Source organism: Photobacterium sp. SKA34 (assembly GCF_000153325.1).
Classification (GTDB): Bacteria; Pseudomonadota; Gammaproteobacteria; order Enterobacterales; family Vibrionaceae; genus Photobacterium.
The window spans coordinates 126,979-143,496 of record NZ_CH724143.1 but is presented as its reverse complement, the minus strand read 5'-3'; the positions used below and the strand labels follow the sequence as shown (position 1 = coordinate 143,496).

Here is a 16,518-nt window from a genome sequence, read left to right as displayed (position 1 = left end):
GATGGAGCAATTTTAATTTCCATTAAGTGAAACAGAGCTAAGAGTAAGGAACAGCTATGCTTGCCAATATTAACAAAACTAAGTTAGCACTTGCCGTTGTTGCAGCAGCAACCGCTTTTACAGCACCAGTAGTATCTGCAGCGGAAAAAAGCCAGCTAACAGTCGTACCAGATTTTTACCCTACAATGGTACGTAACTTTAACCCATTCCTAGCTACAAATCTTCGTACTACGACTGAATTCGTTTACGAGCCATTGGTTGTTTTCAACCAAATGAAAGGTAACAAGCCAGTAATGCGTTTGGCGAAAGACTACTACATGTCTGATGACCTAATGCAAGTAACGTTCGAAATTCGTGACGGCGTAAAGTGGTCTGATGGTAAAGCGTTCTCTGCTGATGATGTAGTTTATTCTTTTGATTTACTTAAGAGTAATCCAGAGCTAGACCAACGTGGTATCAACAAGTGGGTTAAATCAGTTAAGCAAGATGGTAACAAAGTTATCTTCAACCTTTCTGAAGCAAATTCAAACGTACCTTTCGAAATTTCTTTCGTACCAGTAGTGCCTAAGCACATCTGGAGCAAAGTTGAAAACCCAACAACTTTCACAAACGAAAACCCAGTAGGTACAGGTCCGTTTACTGAGATTGATACATTTACTCCTCAGCTATACGTTCAATGTCGTAACCCTAACTACTGGGATAACGACAACCTAGACGTTGACTGTCTACGAGTTCCTCAGATCGCGAACAACGATCAGTTGCTAACAAAAATCATTAACTCTGAGCTAGATTGGACTTCATCGTTCATTCCTGACATCGACAGCACTTACGCTGCAGCAAACCCAAATCACAAATACTGGTACCCAGCAGCGGGTACTCAATCATTCATGTTGAACTTCAAGTCGCCAAAAGAGGGTAACAAAGAAGCAATCAACAATGTTGATTTCCGTCGTGCGTTCTCAATGGCTATCGACCGTCAAACAATTATCGATATCGCATTCTACGGTGCGGGTAGTCCTAACGATTATGCGTCAGGTCTAGGTGATGGTTTCAAAACTTGGTCAGATGAAGCTGTACACAACAAGTACAAAGCATTTAACACATACAATGTGAAAGGTGCTAAAGAGCTTCTAGCGAAAGCGGGCTTTAAAGATACTGATGGCGACGGTTTTGTAGAATCACCAACAGGTAAGAAGATCGAACTTACAGTTCAATCTCCAAACGGTTGGACTGACTTCAACAACACTGTACAGCTAGGTGTAGAGCAGCTTCAAGAAGCAGGTATTAACGCGAAAGCAAGTACACCTGACTTCGCTGTTTACAACGAAGCGATGCTAAACGGTACTTACGATGTAGCTTACACAAACTACTTCCACGGTGCTGATCCACACCTATACTGGGATAGCGCGTACAACTCACGCCTACAATCTGGTGAAGGTATGCCTCGTTTTGCTATGCACTACTTCAAGAATGCAGAGCTAGACACGCTACTAGACAGCTTCTACAAAACAGCTAACAAAGATGAGCAGTTGAAGATCGCTCACGGCATCCAGAAAATCATCGCTGAAAATCAAATTACGATTCCAGTAATGTCTGGTGCAAGCAACTTCCAATACAACGAATCTCGCTTCACTGGTTGGTGGAATGAGAAGAACCCTCAAGGCCGTCCAATGGTATGGGCTGGTGTTCCTGAGCGTCTACTTCAAGTACTGGATCTAAAACCAAAAGCATAATATCTGCTTAATATTTGCGGTGCATGCCTTGTGCACCGCCTCTTCCCCTCAATCCTTTCTTCTATAGAAGGTATGGCGCCTTGCGTCAGGGGGTTTTACGTCCTGAATTCAGCTCAGGAAGGCAAGCTGGATGTGTAAGGTGTGAGTTATGGGATTTTTTCTACGTCGTTTATCGTTTTATTTTATCGCGCTGATTTTCGCGGCAACGCTAAACTTTATTCTTCCGCGTGCGATGCCAGGTGACCCAGTTACCATGATGTTCGCAAACGCAACTGCACAGGTAACACCTGAGCGTATTGCTGCAATGCAAAAGCTATTAGGCTTTGTTGATGGCCCTTGGTATGAGCAATATTTTACCTACCTAGCTAACGTATTTACGTGGAATCTAGGTACATCAATCAAATTTTATCCTCTATCAGTTAATGAATTGCTAGGTGGCGCTGTAGGTTGGTCGCTATTTTTAGCCGGCTCTGCAGTAATCATTTCTTTCTGTATTGGTTCTGTTTTAGGTATTTTCGCGGCATGGAAACGCGGCAGTACTTATGATGCATTCATTTCCCCCGGTATGTTGGTTATTCAAGCGGTTCCACCGGTTGTAATCGCAATGCTTGTGATGTTTACCTTTGCCCTCGGCTTGCGTTGGTTCCCAACTGGTAATGCATACACTCCAGGTATTATACCTGACTGGTCTAGCTGGGCATTCTATAAAGATGTGCTTTATCACGCAGCTCTGCCACTATTTTGTGCCACAGTAATCCAAATTGGCGGCTTCTTGATCAATATGCGTAATAATATGATCAACCTGCTAAACGAAGATTACATCACAATGGCAAAAGGTAAGGGCTTAAGCGAAAACCGTGTTGTCTTTAACTATGCAGCACGTAACGCAATGCTACCAAGTGTGACTGCACTTTCTATGGCACTGGGTATGGCTATCGGTGGTCAGCTAATTGTTGAAATCATCTTTAACTACCCGGGTCTTGGTACGGTAATGCTTAATGCTATTCACTCTCGTGACTACCAAGTTCTGCAAGGTCAGTTACTTATTATGACTATGTTCATGCTGTTCTTTAACTTCATGGCCGACATCCTGATCGTTGTGCTAGACCCTCGCCTACGTAAAGGAGGCAAATAATTATGAAAGCCTTATTTAAATTATTATCAGGTAATCCTAAGGCAATGTTTGGCCTAGGCATCATCACTATATTTGTTCTAGGTGCTATTTTTGCTCCACTTATTACCCAGTACTCACCAGACAAACGAACAGGTAAACCTCACGAGTACCCTTCGTTTGTAGTAAAAGCGGCACAGGATAATCCAGATGGTTGGGTAGCTGAAAACTTAGCTGATAACAAGCGTCGTCTGTTGATGTCAAAAGATGCAGAGCACGTATTAGGCACATCACGTATGGGTCGTGATATCTGGTCTCAACTAGTATATGGCGCGCGTACTTCACTTGCAGTAGGTTTTGGTGCAGGTTTCATGGTGTGTTTCTTAGCAACCATCATCGGTATCTCAGCAGGTTACTTTGGCGGTAAAGTTGATGAAATATTAACCGCGGCAATGAATATCATGCTGGTTATGCCACAACTACCCTTACTGTTTGTTATCGCGGCCTTTATTGGACAAGCTGGTCCGCTAACGATTGCGGTGGTTATCGCCATGACCTCCTGGGCATGGGGCGCACGTGTTGTTCGAGCGCAGACCTTATCGCTACGTGAAAAAGAATTTGTAAAAGCGGCAGAAGTATTAGGTGAATCATCATGGCGTATTATCTTTGTTGAAATTCTACCAAACCTAATCTCAATTGTTGGTGCAAGTTTCATTGGCTCGGTAATGCTTGCCATCATGACTGAAGCAACACTGTCATTCTTAGGCTTAGGCGATCCAAATTCAGTAAGCTGGGGTGTGATGCTGTACAACGTACAAACATCATCTTCAATGCTAGTTGGCGCTTGGTGGGAGCTATTAGCACCATGTATTGCACTAACACTGATTGCTGTTGGTCTTGCAATGCTTAACTTTGCTGTAGATGAAATTGCTAACCCGCAGTTACGTTCTCACAAAGGCATGCGCCGCTGGAAAAACTTAGCAAAAGAAAATGCTAAGAATGCCAAAGAAGAAAACGCTGTGGACGCTCCTCAGCCAGCCCTACAAGGGGGAGATAAATAATGACCAATCCACAAATCTCAATTCGTAACTTGTGTGTTGATTACATTACAGATGCAGGTGATGTTCGCGCTGTCAATAATGTTAGCTTTGATATTGGTAAAGGTGAAATTTTCGGCCTTGCAGGAGAATCAGGCTGTGGCAAGTCCACAGTTGCCTTCTCACTAATGCGTCTGCATAAGCCGCCAGCATTTATTACCGGTGGTGAAGTGATTTTTGAAGGGCACGGTGACATTTTAAAGAAATCGGATGCGGCAATGTCCGCTTTCCGTTGGAGCGAAATGTCGATGGTGTTCCAAAGCGCAATGAATGCTTTGAACCCTGTTTTAACCATGGAAGATCAATTTTGTGACGTAATCATGCGCCACACCAATATGTCTCGTCAGCAAGCGGTTCGCCGTGCTGAAGGACTATTAGAAATCGTTGATATCCACCCTAGCCGTTTACGCGATTACCCTCATCAGTTCTCTGGTGGTATGCGTCAACGTTTGGTTATCGCGATTGCTCTTGCGCTAAACCCTAAGATGATCATCATGGATGAGCCAACAACAGCTCTTGATGTTGTGGTTCAACGTGAAATTCTACAAAAGATTTATGCATTAAAAGAAGAATTTGGTTTCTCAATCCTATTCATCACCCATGACTTGTCATTAATGGTCGAGTTCTCTGACCGTATCGGCATTATGTATTCAGGTGAATTAATTGAAGTTGCCCCTTCTAAGCAAATTCTAGAAACACCGTTTCACCCATATACAGAGGGCTTGGGTAGCTCATTTCCTCCTCTAACTGGTCCAAAAACAAAGTTAACAGGTATTCCTGGTAACCCATTGAACTTACTAGAAGTACCACAAGGTTGTCGTTTCCAAGCACGCTGTAGCAAAACAACCGATGCTTGTTTTAAAACACCAACCCAATTGACACAAATTGAACCAGGACGTTTATCAAACTGCCACCTATTCACTAAACGTGGTTAATAAAATAATAGGCAGTATTTAGGAGGCATTATGAGCAAACCTGTCGGAAATCCAATTATTGAAGGTAAAAATCTAATTAAAGATTTTTCCGTTAACAGTAATTCATTAAAGAAATCAAAGATGCGTGCAATCAACGACGTGTCTTTCAAAATGTACAAAAGTCGTGGTCTTTCAGTTGTTGGTGAATCAGGTTCTGGTAAATCAACGACTGCGAAAATGATTGCAAAAATGTACGCGCCAACAGATGGCACAATTGAATATTTTGGTCGTGATATCCAGTCAATCACTAAACATGATGACTTAATGAAGTATCGCCAAGGTGTGCAAATGGTATGGCAAGACCCATTCGGTTCTTTAAACCCTACTCATACTATTTTCCACCATATTGCTCGTCCGTTACTGATCCACAACAAAGTGAAGTCAGGCAATAAAAAAGAGTTAGAAGAGACGGTTTACAACTTACTTGAACAAGTTGGCTTGATCCCGCCTAAAGAGACCGCTGCGAAATTCCCCCACCAGCTGTCTGGCGGTCAACGTCAACGTGTTAACTTAGCGCGTAACATTGCTGTGGGTGCTGAAGTCGTACTTGCTGATGAACCAACATCAATGCTCGATGTTTCTATCCGTGCAGGTGTACTAAACCTGATGGAAGAAATGAAATTTGAGCGTGAAATGGCACTGCTCTACATCACCCACGATATCGCAACAGCACGTTACATTGCTGAAGATCTCGCCGTCATGTACGTTGGGCACATGGTTGAATGGGGCGATACGGAAGAGATCATTCACGATCCACAACACCCGTATACCCAGTTACTTGTATCAGCAGTGCCAGATCCAAGTAAGTCTATTCATGAAAAATTAAAAGGTAACAAAGGCGAAATCCCGTTATGGACACCAGAAAGCGCTGGTTGCCCATTTGCAGGTCGCTGTACTCACGTTACCGATAAGTGCCGTGAAAAACTACCGGGGGTGACTCAGTTATCTGATAACCACTTTGTACGTTGTTACTTATACGAAAATTAATAATAGCTCGTTACTAAAAACGACTATCTGCGTTATTGGTCGCCTCAGCTGTTAAATGGTGGTTTCACAATGCTGAAACCACCTTTATTTGGCGACATTAGGAGGATCCATGCAGCTGTTAACTAACCATCTGGGCTATGAGCGTTTCAACGTAAAACACGCTTTATTACAAACTAACTCTCAGACTTTAACCGGTACTGCTGAGCTTGTGTGTAACCAGACGAACACCACTATCATGCAGCTGCCATTACATGCCTATGACAACATAGCGCAATGGCATACTGGTAATATTTACCTTATTGACTTCTCTTCTTGCCAACAACTTGGTGAGTTCCGTATTCGCTACGCAAACAGCGAATCAACTGTTTTTGCCATTGCTGAAGGTGTGTTAATGCAACAAACCTTTAGTGATGTTCTGCACTACTTTAAATCTCAACGTTGTAGCGGTATTTTTAATCAAGCAGATAAAAATGCTGTTGTACTCAATTCAGATGAAACCGTAGATGTTCACGGAGGTTGGTACGATGCATCAGGCGATGTGAGTAAGTATCTAAGCCACTTATCTTTTAGTAATTTTTTAAATCCACAACAAACCCCAATGATTGTGTGGAACATGCTAAAAGCCTATGACGAGTTAGATAATCAAGACGATATTGCAGACTTTACTCGTGTACGTTTACTTGAAGAAGCCACTTTCGGTGCCGATTTCTTACTGCGCATGCAACACGCGCAGGGCTATTTCTATATGACGGTATTCGACAAATGGAGCAAATCCCCACAACAGCGTGATATCTGTGCTTATTCAACTCAAGAAGGCATCAAGTCAGACGATTATCAAGCCGGCTTCCGTCAAGGTGGTGGGGTTACCATTGCAGCATTAGCTACGCTCTCTCGTATTGCTAAACTAGAATCAAGCACTCGCTTAGGCACTTTCACTGGCATCGATACCGAGCGTTACCTTCAAGCGGCTGAACTTGGCTATTGGCATTTAAAACAACACAATATTGGATACTTAAACGATAGTACGGAAAATATTATTGATGAATATTGTGCCTTATTAGCCGCCGTTGAGTTATTCCGTAGTACTCACCAAGATCGCTATTTAGTAGAAATGCGAGAGTGGGCTGCACGTTTGGCTAAGCGCCAAATGTCAGATGAGAATATTAAATATTTCTGGTCTGCGACTGAAAACGGTGAACGTCCTTATTTCCATGCAGCTGAAGCAGGTCTTCCAGCCATTGCTCTAATGCAATATTTAAGTGCAGAAACAGACTCCAATTTCAAACAGCCAATTGAACAAGTGCTATGTAATGCACTGAATTTTGAGTTAGCGATTACAAAAGAAGTAAATAACCCATTTCACTACCCTCGCCAATACACCAAAGCAATAGATGGTGAAAAGAAAACGGCTTTCTTTGTTTCTCATAACAATGAGTCAGGTTACTGGTGGCAAGGTGAAAATGCACGTCTCGCGTCATTAGCAACCATGGCTTTTATGGCACAAGACTATGTTCAAGACCCAACATTACGCCAAGGATTAATGCAATTTGGTCAACGCTCTCTTGACTGGATAGTCGGTTTAAACCCGTATGACATGTGTATGTTAGATGGTCATGGTCATAACAACCCAGATTACTTACCTCACTTAGGGTTCAGTAACGCAAAAGGCGGCGTTTGTAACGGCATCACTTCAGGCTTTGAAAACGAAGACGACATCGCATTCAATCCAGAAGGCCAAAAGGATGACATGCTCCAAAACTGGCGCTGGGGTGAACAATGGATCCCACATGGTGGCTGGTACTTACTTGCAATTACGATGCAGTTTAAGGAGCGTTGCCATGGCTGATATTCGTTACTTAGTTGGCGTTGACGGCGGCGGTACATCTTGCCGTGCACGCATCTGTGATCTCGATGGTAATACTTTAGGTGAAGCAAAAACGGGTAGTGCGAATATTCTATTAGGCAGTAGCGTTGCTATGGCGTCGCTCAATGATGCGATAGCAACAGCGGCCAGCCAGGCAAACCTTAATAATAGCGATTTTCGTTATATGTCAGTAGGCCTAGCACTCGCAGGCGCTGAACAACAAGAAGCTTGGTATAACTTCATGAATCACCCCAACCCTTACGGTGCTATGACATTAAATACCGATGCGTATGGCGCTTGTTTAGGAGCTTGGGGCGGTAAAGATGGCGCAATTTTAATTGCCGGTACAGGCTCTTGTGGGATCTTATTAAAAGATGGTCAACAGCATGTGGTTGGCGGTCGTGAATTCCCAATTTCAGATCAAGGTGGCGGTGCTGTTATGGGGCTGCGCTTGATTCAACAAGTACTATTAAGTGTTGATGGTATTGTTGAACAAACACCACTTGCTCGTTCAGTACTCGAATATTTTAATCATGATATCGACAATGTCGTATTGTGGTCAAAAGCAGCGCGTCCTTGTGATTATGCTCAATTTTCACCGAGCATTTTTGCCCATGCTGCACAAGGCGATAAACTCGCGATAGATATGCTATCGCAAACAGCGCGCGATATAGAAATGTGGATGAATGCATTAGTTATGCGTGGCGCTGACAAAATTTGCCTCATGGGCAGCATTGCAGAACGTATTCACGCATGGTTAGTACCACCTATGCAGCAACGTATAGCAACACCGCAAGGTGATGCTATGGATGGCGCGATTGCTATGGCACGTAGTAATCACGATTTATATAAGCTTTAAGGGGGAATAATGAGTTACCGCCTTGATTTAACTGTAATCGATAAAAAAGAAAACGAATCTCGTTTTGCATTAAGCTTACATAATTTAACCGATACTCCACTACAAAATTGGTCATTACACTTTTTGTTTAATCGTTTCGTTAGAGCCGAGACGTTAAGCAAAGGTACTATCAGCCAAACGGGGAGTTACTGTACATTAACAGCAACGGACAATTTGCCTGCAAATGGTCTTTTTTATACCGAATTCACGGTCGGTACTGCACCATTTACACTTTATGACGACGGTATTTTAGATGCATTTATCTCATTAGCATCGACCGCTGAATACATTAAGCCATTAAAAGTCGACATCAGTACTATCAATCTCGATCAACCTGCTGTTGAACGCTATAACACACCGCTACCAGTCGAAGCGGCTGATATTGCTTTGATCCCTAAACCTAACAAAATAACGCAATTACAGGGCTCTTTTCATATAAACCAACATACTGCAATTTCAACACCACCCACATTAGCGCAAGGTGCAGTAAATTGGTTACAAGCAGAGCTCAATACCTTATTGAATGAAAACGTATCAATTAATCAGCAAGGTAATATTCATTATGCTGTAAATAAAGACCTTGTAGATGAAGGCTATCGCTTACTAATTGAAAACGATAACGTCTGGATCCAAGCCAATTCAGCATCTGGTTTTGTCTATGCGACTTCAAGCTTACTTCAATTAATACCAAGTAAACCCTCGCATCAAGCTGATAGCACCTACCAGCTCCCAATGGTAGATATTAATGATAAACCGCATTTTGGCTATCGCGGTATGATGCTCGATTGTGGTCGCCACTTTCACCCTGTTGAGCGTATAAAGCACCTTATTGATCAACTAGCGCGCTACAAATTTAATACTTTTCATTGGCATTTAACCGATGATGAAGGCTGGCGCGTTGAAATTGATGCATACCCTGAACTCACTCGTATCGGTGCTTGGCGTGGTCCAAATGAAGTGATCGCTCCTCAGTTTAGCCATATTGCTCAGCGCTATGGTGGATTTTATTCAAAACAAGAAATTCGTGACGTCATTGCATATGCCACTGATCGTGGGATCATGATTATTCCTGAGATTGATATCCCAGGCCACTGTCGTGCTGCTATTTTATCACTCCCTGATTTGTTGATTGATCCAGATGATAAATCTGTTTATCGCAGCATTCAAAACTATAACGACAACATCTTATCTCCTGCACTAAAAGGCACTTACAGCTTTATTAGCAATGTACTTTCTGAGATTTGCTATCTATTCCCCGCACCTTTCGTTCATATTGGTGCAGATGAAGTCCCTGTTGGTGTTTGGACTGATAGTCCCGCTTGCCAAAAATTCATGGCTGAGCATGACTATCACGATCCCAAAGAGCTACAAGGACACCTATTACGTTTTGCCGAAGAAGTACTAGAAGGTAAAGGTAAGCGCATGATGGGTTGGGAAGAAGCAACCCATGGTGAGAAGGTCAGTAAAAATACCATCATCTTCTCATGGCAAAGTGAACAGGCTGGATTGGAATGTATCCAAAAAGGCTACGACATTGTGATGCAACCAGCGCAAGCGACTTACTTAGATTTAGCTCAAGGCTATTCCGCTGATGAGGCAGGTTTTGACTGGGCTGGAAAGTTACCCCTCGATAAAGTTTACAATTATTACCCACTCAGTGATCTATCCAAGGAAAATTCTGAGCGGCAGCACATTTTAGGCATTCAAACCGCCCTTTGGTCAGAATTAGTAAATAACCAAAGCCGATTTGAATATATGATTTACCCCCGCTTACTGGCAGTCTCGGAGATTTGCTGGAGCGACCCAAAACATCGTAACTGGGATGACTTCAAAGCACGTTTAAAAGGTCAACTTAGCTACCTGGACAAGGCGGGTATTAATTACCGCCACTGTGAATAACCACGCACAGTAGAGTGAAATTTTTTAAGGATTAAAAAGCAATGAAATACGGTTATTTTGACAACGACAACAGAGAATATGTTATCACTCGTCCTGATGTTCCAGCACCATGGACAAATTACTTAGGTACAGAGAAATTCTGTACAGTAATTTCACAAAACGCAGGTGGTTACTCATTCTACAAATCTCCAGAATATAATCGCGTCACTAAATTCCGTCCAAATGCGACATTTGATCGCCCAGGACACTACGTATACCTTCGTGATGATGCGACGGGTGATTACTGGTCAATCTCATGGCAGCCAGTAGCAAAAAGCCTAGATGAAGCATCGTATGAAGTGCGTCATGGCCTCTCTTACTCTAAGTTTAAGTGTGCCTACAATGGCATTGAAGCAACCAAGACATTATTCGTACCAAAAGGTGAAGATGCTGAAGTTTGGGATGTTGTAATTAAAAACACCACAGATGAAGTACGCACTATTAGTGCCTTCTCATTTGTTGAGTTCTCTTTCAGCCACATTCAATCTGATAACCAAAACCACCAGATGAGCCTTTACTCAGCAGGTACATCTTATGAAGACGGTGTGATTGAATACGACCTTTACTACAACACCAATGAGAAAGAAGGTTTCTACTACCTCGCTTCTACTTTTGATCCTGATAGCTATGATGGTCAACGTGACACTTTCCTTGGTGCTTACCGTGATGAAGCCAACCCGATAGCAGTTGAAAAAGGGCGTTGTTCTAACCACGTACAAACCTGTTACAACCAGTGTGGTTCCCTACACAAGCAATTTACTATCCAACCGGGTGAAGAAGTTCGCTTTAGCTACATCCTAGGTGTCGGTAAAAACGAAGGTCAACGCCTACGTCAAAAATACCAAGATGCTGCTGCGGTCGATGCTGCATTTGCTGAAATTAAAGAACACTGGAACAGCCGTTGTAACAAGTTCAAGGTGACATCACCGAACGAAGGTCTAGATGCGATGATCAACGCATGGACACTATACCAAGCTGAAACATGTGTTGTTTGGTCACGCTTCGCATCATTTATTGAAGTTGGCGGCCGTACAGGTCTTGGTTACCGTGATACTGCACAAGATGCAATCTCGGTTCCTCATTCAAATCCAGATATGACACGTAAGCGTCTTGTTGACTTACTACGTGGCCAAGTTAAAGCAGGTTACGGCCTACACCTATTTGATCCTGATTGGTTTGATCCAGACATGGCTGATGTTGAGCCATCAAAATCACCAACAGTTGTTCCAACCCCAAGTGATGCAGATAAGATCCACGGTATCGAAGATACCTGTTCTGATGACCACCTATGGATAGTACCAACAATCTGTAAGTACGTAACAGAAACAGGTGAAGAGAGCTTCATTGACGAAGTGATCCCATACGCTGATGGTGGTCATGCATCTGTTTATGATCACATGAAAGCCGCACTCGATTTCTCAGCAGAATATGTAGGTCGTACCGGTATCTGTAAAGGTCTTCGTGCAGACTGGAATGACTGTCTAAACCTTGGTGGCGGTGAGTCAGCAATGGTGTCATTCCTTCACTTCTGGGCACTACAAGAATTCATCGAGCTTGCTAAGCATCAAGGTAAAGACGCAGATGTTGCTAAATACACTGAAATGGCAGCAAACGTACGTGAAGCGTGCGAAAAACACCTCTGGGATGACGAAGGTGGCTGGTACATCCGTGGTCTAACTAAAGACGGTGACAAGATCGGTACGGCGCAACAAACTGAAGGTCGTATTCACTTAGAGTCAAATACTCTAGCAGTGCTTTCAGGTATGGCATCACAAGATCGTGGTGAGAAAGCAATGGATGCTGTTGATGAAAACCTATTCTCTGAATACGGTCTACACCTAAATGCACCATCATTCGCAACCCCTAATGATGATATCGGTTTCGTTACGCGCGTATATCAAGGCGTGAAAGAAAACGGTGCTATCTTCTCGCATCCAAACCCATGGGCATGGGTAGCTGAAGCGAAACTAGGTCGTGGTGATCGCGCAATGAAGTTCTACGATGCACTTAACCCGTACAACCAAAACGACATCATTGAGAAACGTATTGCAGAACCTTACTCATACGTTCAGTTCATCATGGGACGTGATCACCAAGATCACGGTCGTGCAAACCACCCATGGTTAACAGGTACATCTGGTTGGGCATATTTTGCCGTGACTAACTTTATCCTAGGTGTACAAACAGGCTTTGCAGGTCTAACTGTTAACCCTTGTATTCCAACAAGCTGGCCTGGTTTTGAAGTGACTCGTGAATGGCGTGGCGCGACTTACAACATTAAAGTTGAAAACCCAAATGGGGTAAGTAAAGGCGTTAAATTTATTACGCTAAACGGTGAAACAGTCGAAGGCGCAATTGCTCCGCAAGCTGAAGGCACAACCAATACTGTTACAGTAGTAATGGGCTAAAACGGTTAGGGAGGTGAATTCACCTCCCTCTTTTTATTTGAGAGAGAAATAGGAGTTCCTCCATGATTCAGTTTGGAACAGGTGGATGGCGTGCCTTCATTGGTGAAGAGTTTACTCAAGCAAATGTTCGCTTAGTAGCTCAAGGCCTTGCTAACATCATGATCAAAGAATCAGTGACTGAAAATGGTTTCATTATTGGTTACGACCGTCGTTTTCTATCCGATAAAGCCGCAATCTGGTTTGCTGAAGTTTTAGCGGGTAACAACATTAAATGTAGCTTTATCAATAAATTCGTACCAACCCCTGTGGTGATGTTTAAAGCCAAACAAACAGGTGCGACATATTCAGCTTGTATTACTGCGTCTCACAATCCCGCAGATTACAACGGCATCAAAGTCTTCATTGAAGGCGGTCGTGATGCTGATGAAATCATTACTCAAAAGATTGAACAACAAATCGCAGTGTTAACCGATGCAGATGTTAAACTTGTTGATTTTGAACAAGCACAAAACGATAAGTTAGTTGAAATCATTAATCCAATGAACGAGTTCGTTGACTCAATTATCGATTTCATCGACATGGAAGCGATAAAAAAAGCAAACCTTCGCGTTCTTATCGATCCTATGTTTGGAGTGGCAAAAAATGCACTACAAACTGTACTGATCAGTGCTCGCTGTGATGTTGACGTGATCAACGATAGTGAAAATCCAGGGTTTGGTGGTTTAATGCCATCTCCGAGTGCTGCAACGCTTTACCGTTTAAAGCATCTTGTCGCTCACGAAGGTTATGACATCGGTATTGGTACTGATGGTGATGCCGATCGTTTAGGTATTATTGATGAGAAAGGTAACTTTATTCACCCGAATGAAGTACTACTACTGCTGTATTACTACATGCTTGAGTATAAGGGCTGGAAAGGATCGGTAGTACGTAATATCGCAACTACCCACCTTTTAGATAAAGTTGCAGAAGCTTATGGCGAGAAATCATTTGAAGTACCTGTAGGCTTTAAGCATATTAGCTCACAAATGGAAGCAGATGATTCTCTTATTGGTGGCGAAAGCTCTGGTGGCCTAACAATCCGTGGTCATATCAAAGGTAAAGATGGTGTTTTCGCATCAAGCTTACTGGTCGAAATGATCAGCTCAACAGGTAAGAAGTTATCTGAATTACTTTATGAAATTTATGGTCGCTTTGGCTATGCCTACACAGCAGAAGGTGACTGCACCTTTAAAGCTGCTGATCGTGAGCGTCTATATAACAAAATCTACATTGAAAAATCACTACCTGATTTCAACTACGAGATTGAAAAAGTCAGTTACGCTGATGGTGCGAAAGTCTACTTTAAAAATGGCGGATGGGCGATTGCACGCTTCTCAGGCACAGAACCGTTACTGCGCTTATTCATAGAAATGGAAGATCAAACGCAAGCAGAGGCCGTACTTGCTCAATTTAAAGCATTCCTTGCTGTTTAAACAATCATAGCTGTTGTTTTAGCAGATCACACCGCTGATCTTTGCTAGAGGGTAACCATTCAGTTACCCTTTTCTTTTATCTTCTTTCACTCCATTTCCCTCCATATGAAAATTTGACATCCAGCCCATTTATAGTAATAAGCCCATCTAGAAATAAATATAAATAGCTCAATCACACAAAAATAGCGATTTTTAGTCCATTATTAATAGGCGTTAAATTTATCGCACTCAAGGAAATCGGTATGAAAAAGATCATCTTTAGTATCATAGCTATTCTTTTAGCCATATTTTTCACCGAACATTTCCACTCATTTACAGTAGGTTTTAGCCTTGCCATTATCGCGGTTGGAATAAGTTATTTCATTGCTTATCAAGCAATTCGCCAGCCTCAATATGTCATGAGTTACCTTGTACTTGCTGTATTCACAAAATTAGCTATCACTATCAGTGGCGTTATTTGGGTCTTTTCTAACAACGTTATTCATTCACCAATCACTTTCTTAGTTGCTTATACTGTTTTTTCAGCTCTCATTACCTACCTAGCATCACGTTACCGTGCATATCGTCGTGATCGTAGTGATAGTCAACAAAAGGAGATATTACATACAGGTCTCTATGAACAAGTTTAAGTTATAACATTGAAATAAGAGCAAGGAGGTAAACATAACCAACAACGATAACATTACCAAAGCTCAGAGCTTTACTTATTAAAGCTCAGATAAAGTAGGAAAGGAGGTATCACACATCATCTTAACTATTTTCAATGACAACTAAAACAGAACCAAAGCCCTGTGACTTCAAGCAGGGCTTTTTCATTAATAGACAATTAATATTTACCATAGACGAAAAAAAGCCCCGCTATGATTAGCGAGGCTTCTAAGAATTGGCGGAGCGGACGGGACTCGAACCCGCGACCCCCGGCGTGACAGGCCGGTATTCTAACCAACTGAACTACCGCTCCGCAGCGTGTCTATTCAGCATAATGCAATTGAGAACTTAGCAATGTCCTACTCTCACATGGGGAGGCCCCACACTACCATCGGCGCTACAACATTTCACTTCTGAGTTCGGCATGGGATCAGGTGGTACTGCTGCGCTATGGTTGCTAAGTAAATTCTTTACCGTTCTTGTTATAACAACAAAAACTAAAATTTAAAGCCTGGCGATGTCCTACTCTCACATGGGGAGACCCCACACTACCATCGGCGCTATTACGTTTCACTACTGAGTTCGGCATGGGATCAGGTGGGTCCATAACGCTATGGTCGCCAAGCAAATTCGGGTTTATTTATTGTCATCGACAATAAATAGCAATCTGGGAAAATCTAACTAGTTGTTCTCTACACGTTCAAGTGTACTTGGAGTCCGTATAAAAACCCCTTGGGTGTTGTATGGTTAAGCCTCACGGGCAATTAGTATCAGTTAGCTCAATGCCTCGCAGCACTTACACACCTGACCTATCAACGTTGTAGTCTTCAACAACCCTTTAGAGACCTTAAAGGTCTAGGGATGACTCATCTTGAGGCTCGCTTCCCGCTTAGATGCTTTCAGCGGTTATCGATTCCGAACTTAGCTACCGGGCAATGCGTCTGGCGACACAACCCGAACACCAGCGGTTCGTCCACTCCGGTCCTCTCGTACTAGGAGCAGCCCCTCTCAATCATCCAACGCCCACGGCAGATAGGGACCGAACTGTCTCACGACGTTCTAAACCCAGCTCGCGTACCACTTTAAATGGCGAACAGCCATACCCTTGGGACCGACTTCAGCCCCAGGATGTGATGAGCCGACATCGAGGTGCCAAACACCGCCGTCGATATGAACTCTTGGGCGGTATCAGCCTGTTATCCCCGGAGTACCTTTTATCCGTTGAGCGATGGCCCTTCCATTCAGAACCACCGGATCACTATGACCTGCTTTCGCACCTGCTCGAATTGTCATTCTCGCAGTCAAGCGGGCTTATGCCATTGCACTAACCTCACGATGTCCGACCGTGATTAGCCCACCTTCGTGCTCCTCCGTTACTCTTTGGG

11 protein-coding genes, 1 tRNA gene, 2 rRNA genes and 3 other annotated features are annotated in these 16,518 nt (G+C 43.0%); of the genes, 11 read left to right on the top strand and 3 right to left on the bottom strand.

Translation table 11 applies throughout. The features are described from left to right. Positions 1–56 precede the first annotated feature (56 nt). The 11 genes from SKA34_RS13710 (at position 57) to SKA34_RS13660 (ending at position 15,114) form a co-directional block, all read left to right on the top strand. Positions 57–1,733, top strand: a complete 1,677-nt coding sequence (locus SKA34_RS13710; RefSeq protein WP_006646130.1) for an ABC transporter substrate-binding protein — start codon at positions 57–59, stop codon at positions 1,731–1,733. A gap of 148 nt (positions 1,734–1,881) precedes the next feature. Next, entirely contained in the window at positions 1,882–2,868 is a 987-nt protein-coding gene (locus SKA34_RS13705; RefSeq protein WP_006646129.1) for an ABC transporter permease, read from the top strand. Positions 2,869–2,870: 2 nt separating this feature from the next. After that, complete coding sequence (locus SKA34_RS13700; protein WP_006646128.1) at positions 2,871–3,905, top strand: ABC transporter permease; 1,035 nt, start codon at positions 2,871–2,873, stop codon at positions 3,903–3,905. After that, positions 3,905–4,876 carry an ABC transporter ATP-binding protein gene (locus tag SKA34_RS13695; RefSeq protein ID WP_006646127.1) on the top strand — a complete coding sequence of 324 codons (972 nt, stop codon included), beginning with the start codon at positions 3,905–3,907 and terminating at the stop codon, positions 4,874–4,876. The genes SKA34_RS13700 and SKA34_RS13695 overlap by 1 nt, the downstream gene beginning before the upstream one ends. Positions 4,877–4,906: 30 nt before the next feature. Next, positions 4,907–5,902 (top strand): ABC transporter ATP-binding protein, encoded by a 996-nt coding sequence (locus tag SKA34_RS13690; RefSeq protein WP_006646126.1) that lies wholly within the window; start codon positions 4,907–4,909, stop codon positions 5,900–5,902. A gap of 109 nt (positions 5,903–6,011) precedes the next feature. Next, positions 6,012–7,748, top strand: a complete 1,737-nt coding sequence (locus SKA34_RS13685) for a glycoside hydrolase family 9 protein (RefSeq protein ID WP_006646125.1) — start codon at positions 6,012–6,014, stop codon at positions 7,746–7,748. Then, positions 7,741–8,625, top strand: coding sequence for a BadF/BadG/BcrA/BcrD ATPase family protein (locus tag SKA34_RS13680; RefSeq protein WP_006646123.1), 885 nt, complete (start codon positions 7,741–7,743; stop codon positions 8,623–8,625). Before SKA34_RS13685 ends, SKA34_RS13680 begins: the two co-directional genes overlap by 8 nt. Positions 8,626–8,634: 9 nt before the next feature. Then, entirely contained in the window at positions 8,635–10,563 is a 1,929-nt protein-coding gene (locus SKA34_RS13675) for a beta-N-acetylhexosaminidase (protein WP_006646122.1), read from the top strand. A 41-nt stretch (positions 10,564–10,604) separates the two neighbouring features. Next, positions 10,605–13,010, top strand: coding sequence for a GH36-type glycosyl hydrolase domain-containing protein (locus SKA34_RS13670; protein WP_006646121.1), 2,406 nt, complete (start codon positions 10,605–10,607; stop codon positions 13,008–13,010). Positions 13,011–13,072: 62 nt separating this feature from the next. Beyond that, positions 13,073–14,485 (top strand): phosphoglucomutase/phosphomannomutase family protein, encoded by a 1,413-nt coding sequence (locus tag SKA34_RS13665; RefSeq protein WP_006646120.1) that lies wholly within the window; start codon positions 13,073–13,075, stop codon positions 14,483–14,485. 242 nt (positions 14,486–14,727) lie between these two features. Beyond that, positions 14,728–15,114, top strand: coding sequence for a hypothetical protein (locus SKA34_RS13660; protein ID WP_006646119.1), 387 nt, complete (start codon positions 14,728–14,730; stop codon positions 15,112–15,114). A gap of 255 nt (positions 15,115–15,369) precedes the next feature. Here the strand turns inward: SKA34_RS13660 and SKA34_RS13655 are convergent. The 3 genes from SKA34_RS13655 to rrf (SKA34_RS13645) all read right to left on the bottom strand — a co-directional run bounded on the left by SKA34_RS13655 (position 15,370) and on the right by rrf (SKA34_RS13645) (position 15,758). Continuing rightward, positions 15,370–15,446 (bottom strand) — tRNA-Asp (locus tag SKA34_RS13655). A gap of 33 nt (positions 15,447–15,479) precedes the next feature. Continuing rightward, a 5S ribosomal RNA gene (rrf, locus tag SKA34_RS13650) occupies positions 15,480–15,595 on the bottom strand. A 47-nt stretch (positions 15,596–15,642) separates the two neighbouring features. Then, positions 15,643–15,758: ribosomal RNA gene (rrf, locus tag SKA34_RS13645) — 5S ribosomal RNA — on the bottom strand. A gap of 131 nt (positions 15,759–15,889) precedes the next feature. Continuing rightward, positions 15,890–16,155 (bottom strand) — a sequence feature (23S ribosomal RNA rRNA prediction is too short). Between the two features lie 19 nt (positions 16,156–16,174). Continuing rightward, positions 16,175–16,334, bottom strand: a sequence feature (23S ribosomal RNA rRNA prediction is too short). Positions 16,335–16,353: 19 nt separating this feature from the next. Further along, positions 16,354–16,518 (bottom strand) — a sequence feature (23S ribosomal RNA rRNA prediction is too short).

Coding starts and splice junctions, on each gene's coding strand:
- SKA34_RS13710 (WP_006646130.1), top strand. CDS start 57: ATGCTTGCCAATATTAACAAAACTAAGTTAGCACTTGCCGTTGTTGCA.
- SKA34_RS13705 (WP_006646129.1), top strand. CDS start 1,882: ATGGGATTTTTTCTACGTCGTTTATCGTTTTATTTTATCGCGCTGATT.
- SKA34_RS13700 (WP_006646128.1), top strand. CDS start 2,871: ATGAAAGCCTTATTTAAATTATTATCAGGTAATCCTAAGGCAATGTTT.
- SKA34_RS13695 (WP_006646127.1), top strand. CDS start 3,905: ATGACCAATCCACAAATCTCAATTCGTAACTTGTGTGTTGATTACATT.
- SKA34_RS13690 (WP_006646126.1), top strand. CDS start 4,907: ATGAGCAAACCTGTCGGAAATCCAATTATTGAAGGTAAAAATCTAATT.
- SKA34_RS13685 (WP_006646125.1), top strand. CDS start 6,012: ATGCAGCTGTTAACTAACCATCTGGGCTATGAGCGTTTCAACGTAAAA.
- SKA34_RS13680 (WP_006646123.1), top strand. CDS start 7,741: ATGGCTGATATTCGTTACTTAGTTGGCGTTGACGGCGGCGGTACATCT.
- SKA34_RS13675 (WP_006646122.1), top strand. CDS start 8,635: ATGAGTTACCGCCTTGATTTAACTGTAATCGATAAAAAAGAAAACGAA.
- SKA34_RS13670 (WP_006646121.1), top strand. CDS start 10,605: ATGAAATACGGTTATTTTGACAACGACAACAGAGAATATGTTATCACT.
- SKA34_RS13665 (WP_006646120.1), top strand. CDS start 13,073: ATGATTCAGTTTGGAACAGGTGGATGGCGTGCCTTCATTGGTGAAGAG.
- SKA34_RS13660 (WP_006646119.1), top strand. CDS start 14,728: ATGAAAAAGATCATCTTTAGTATCATAGCTATTCTTTTAGCCATATTT.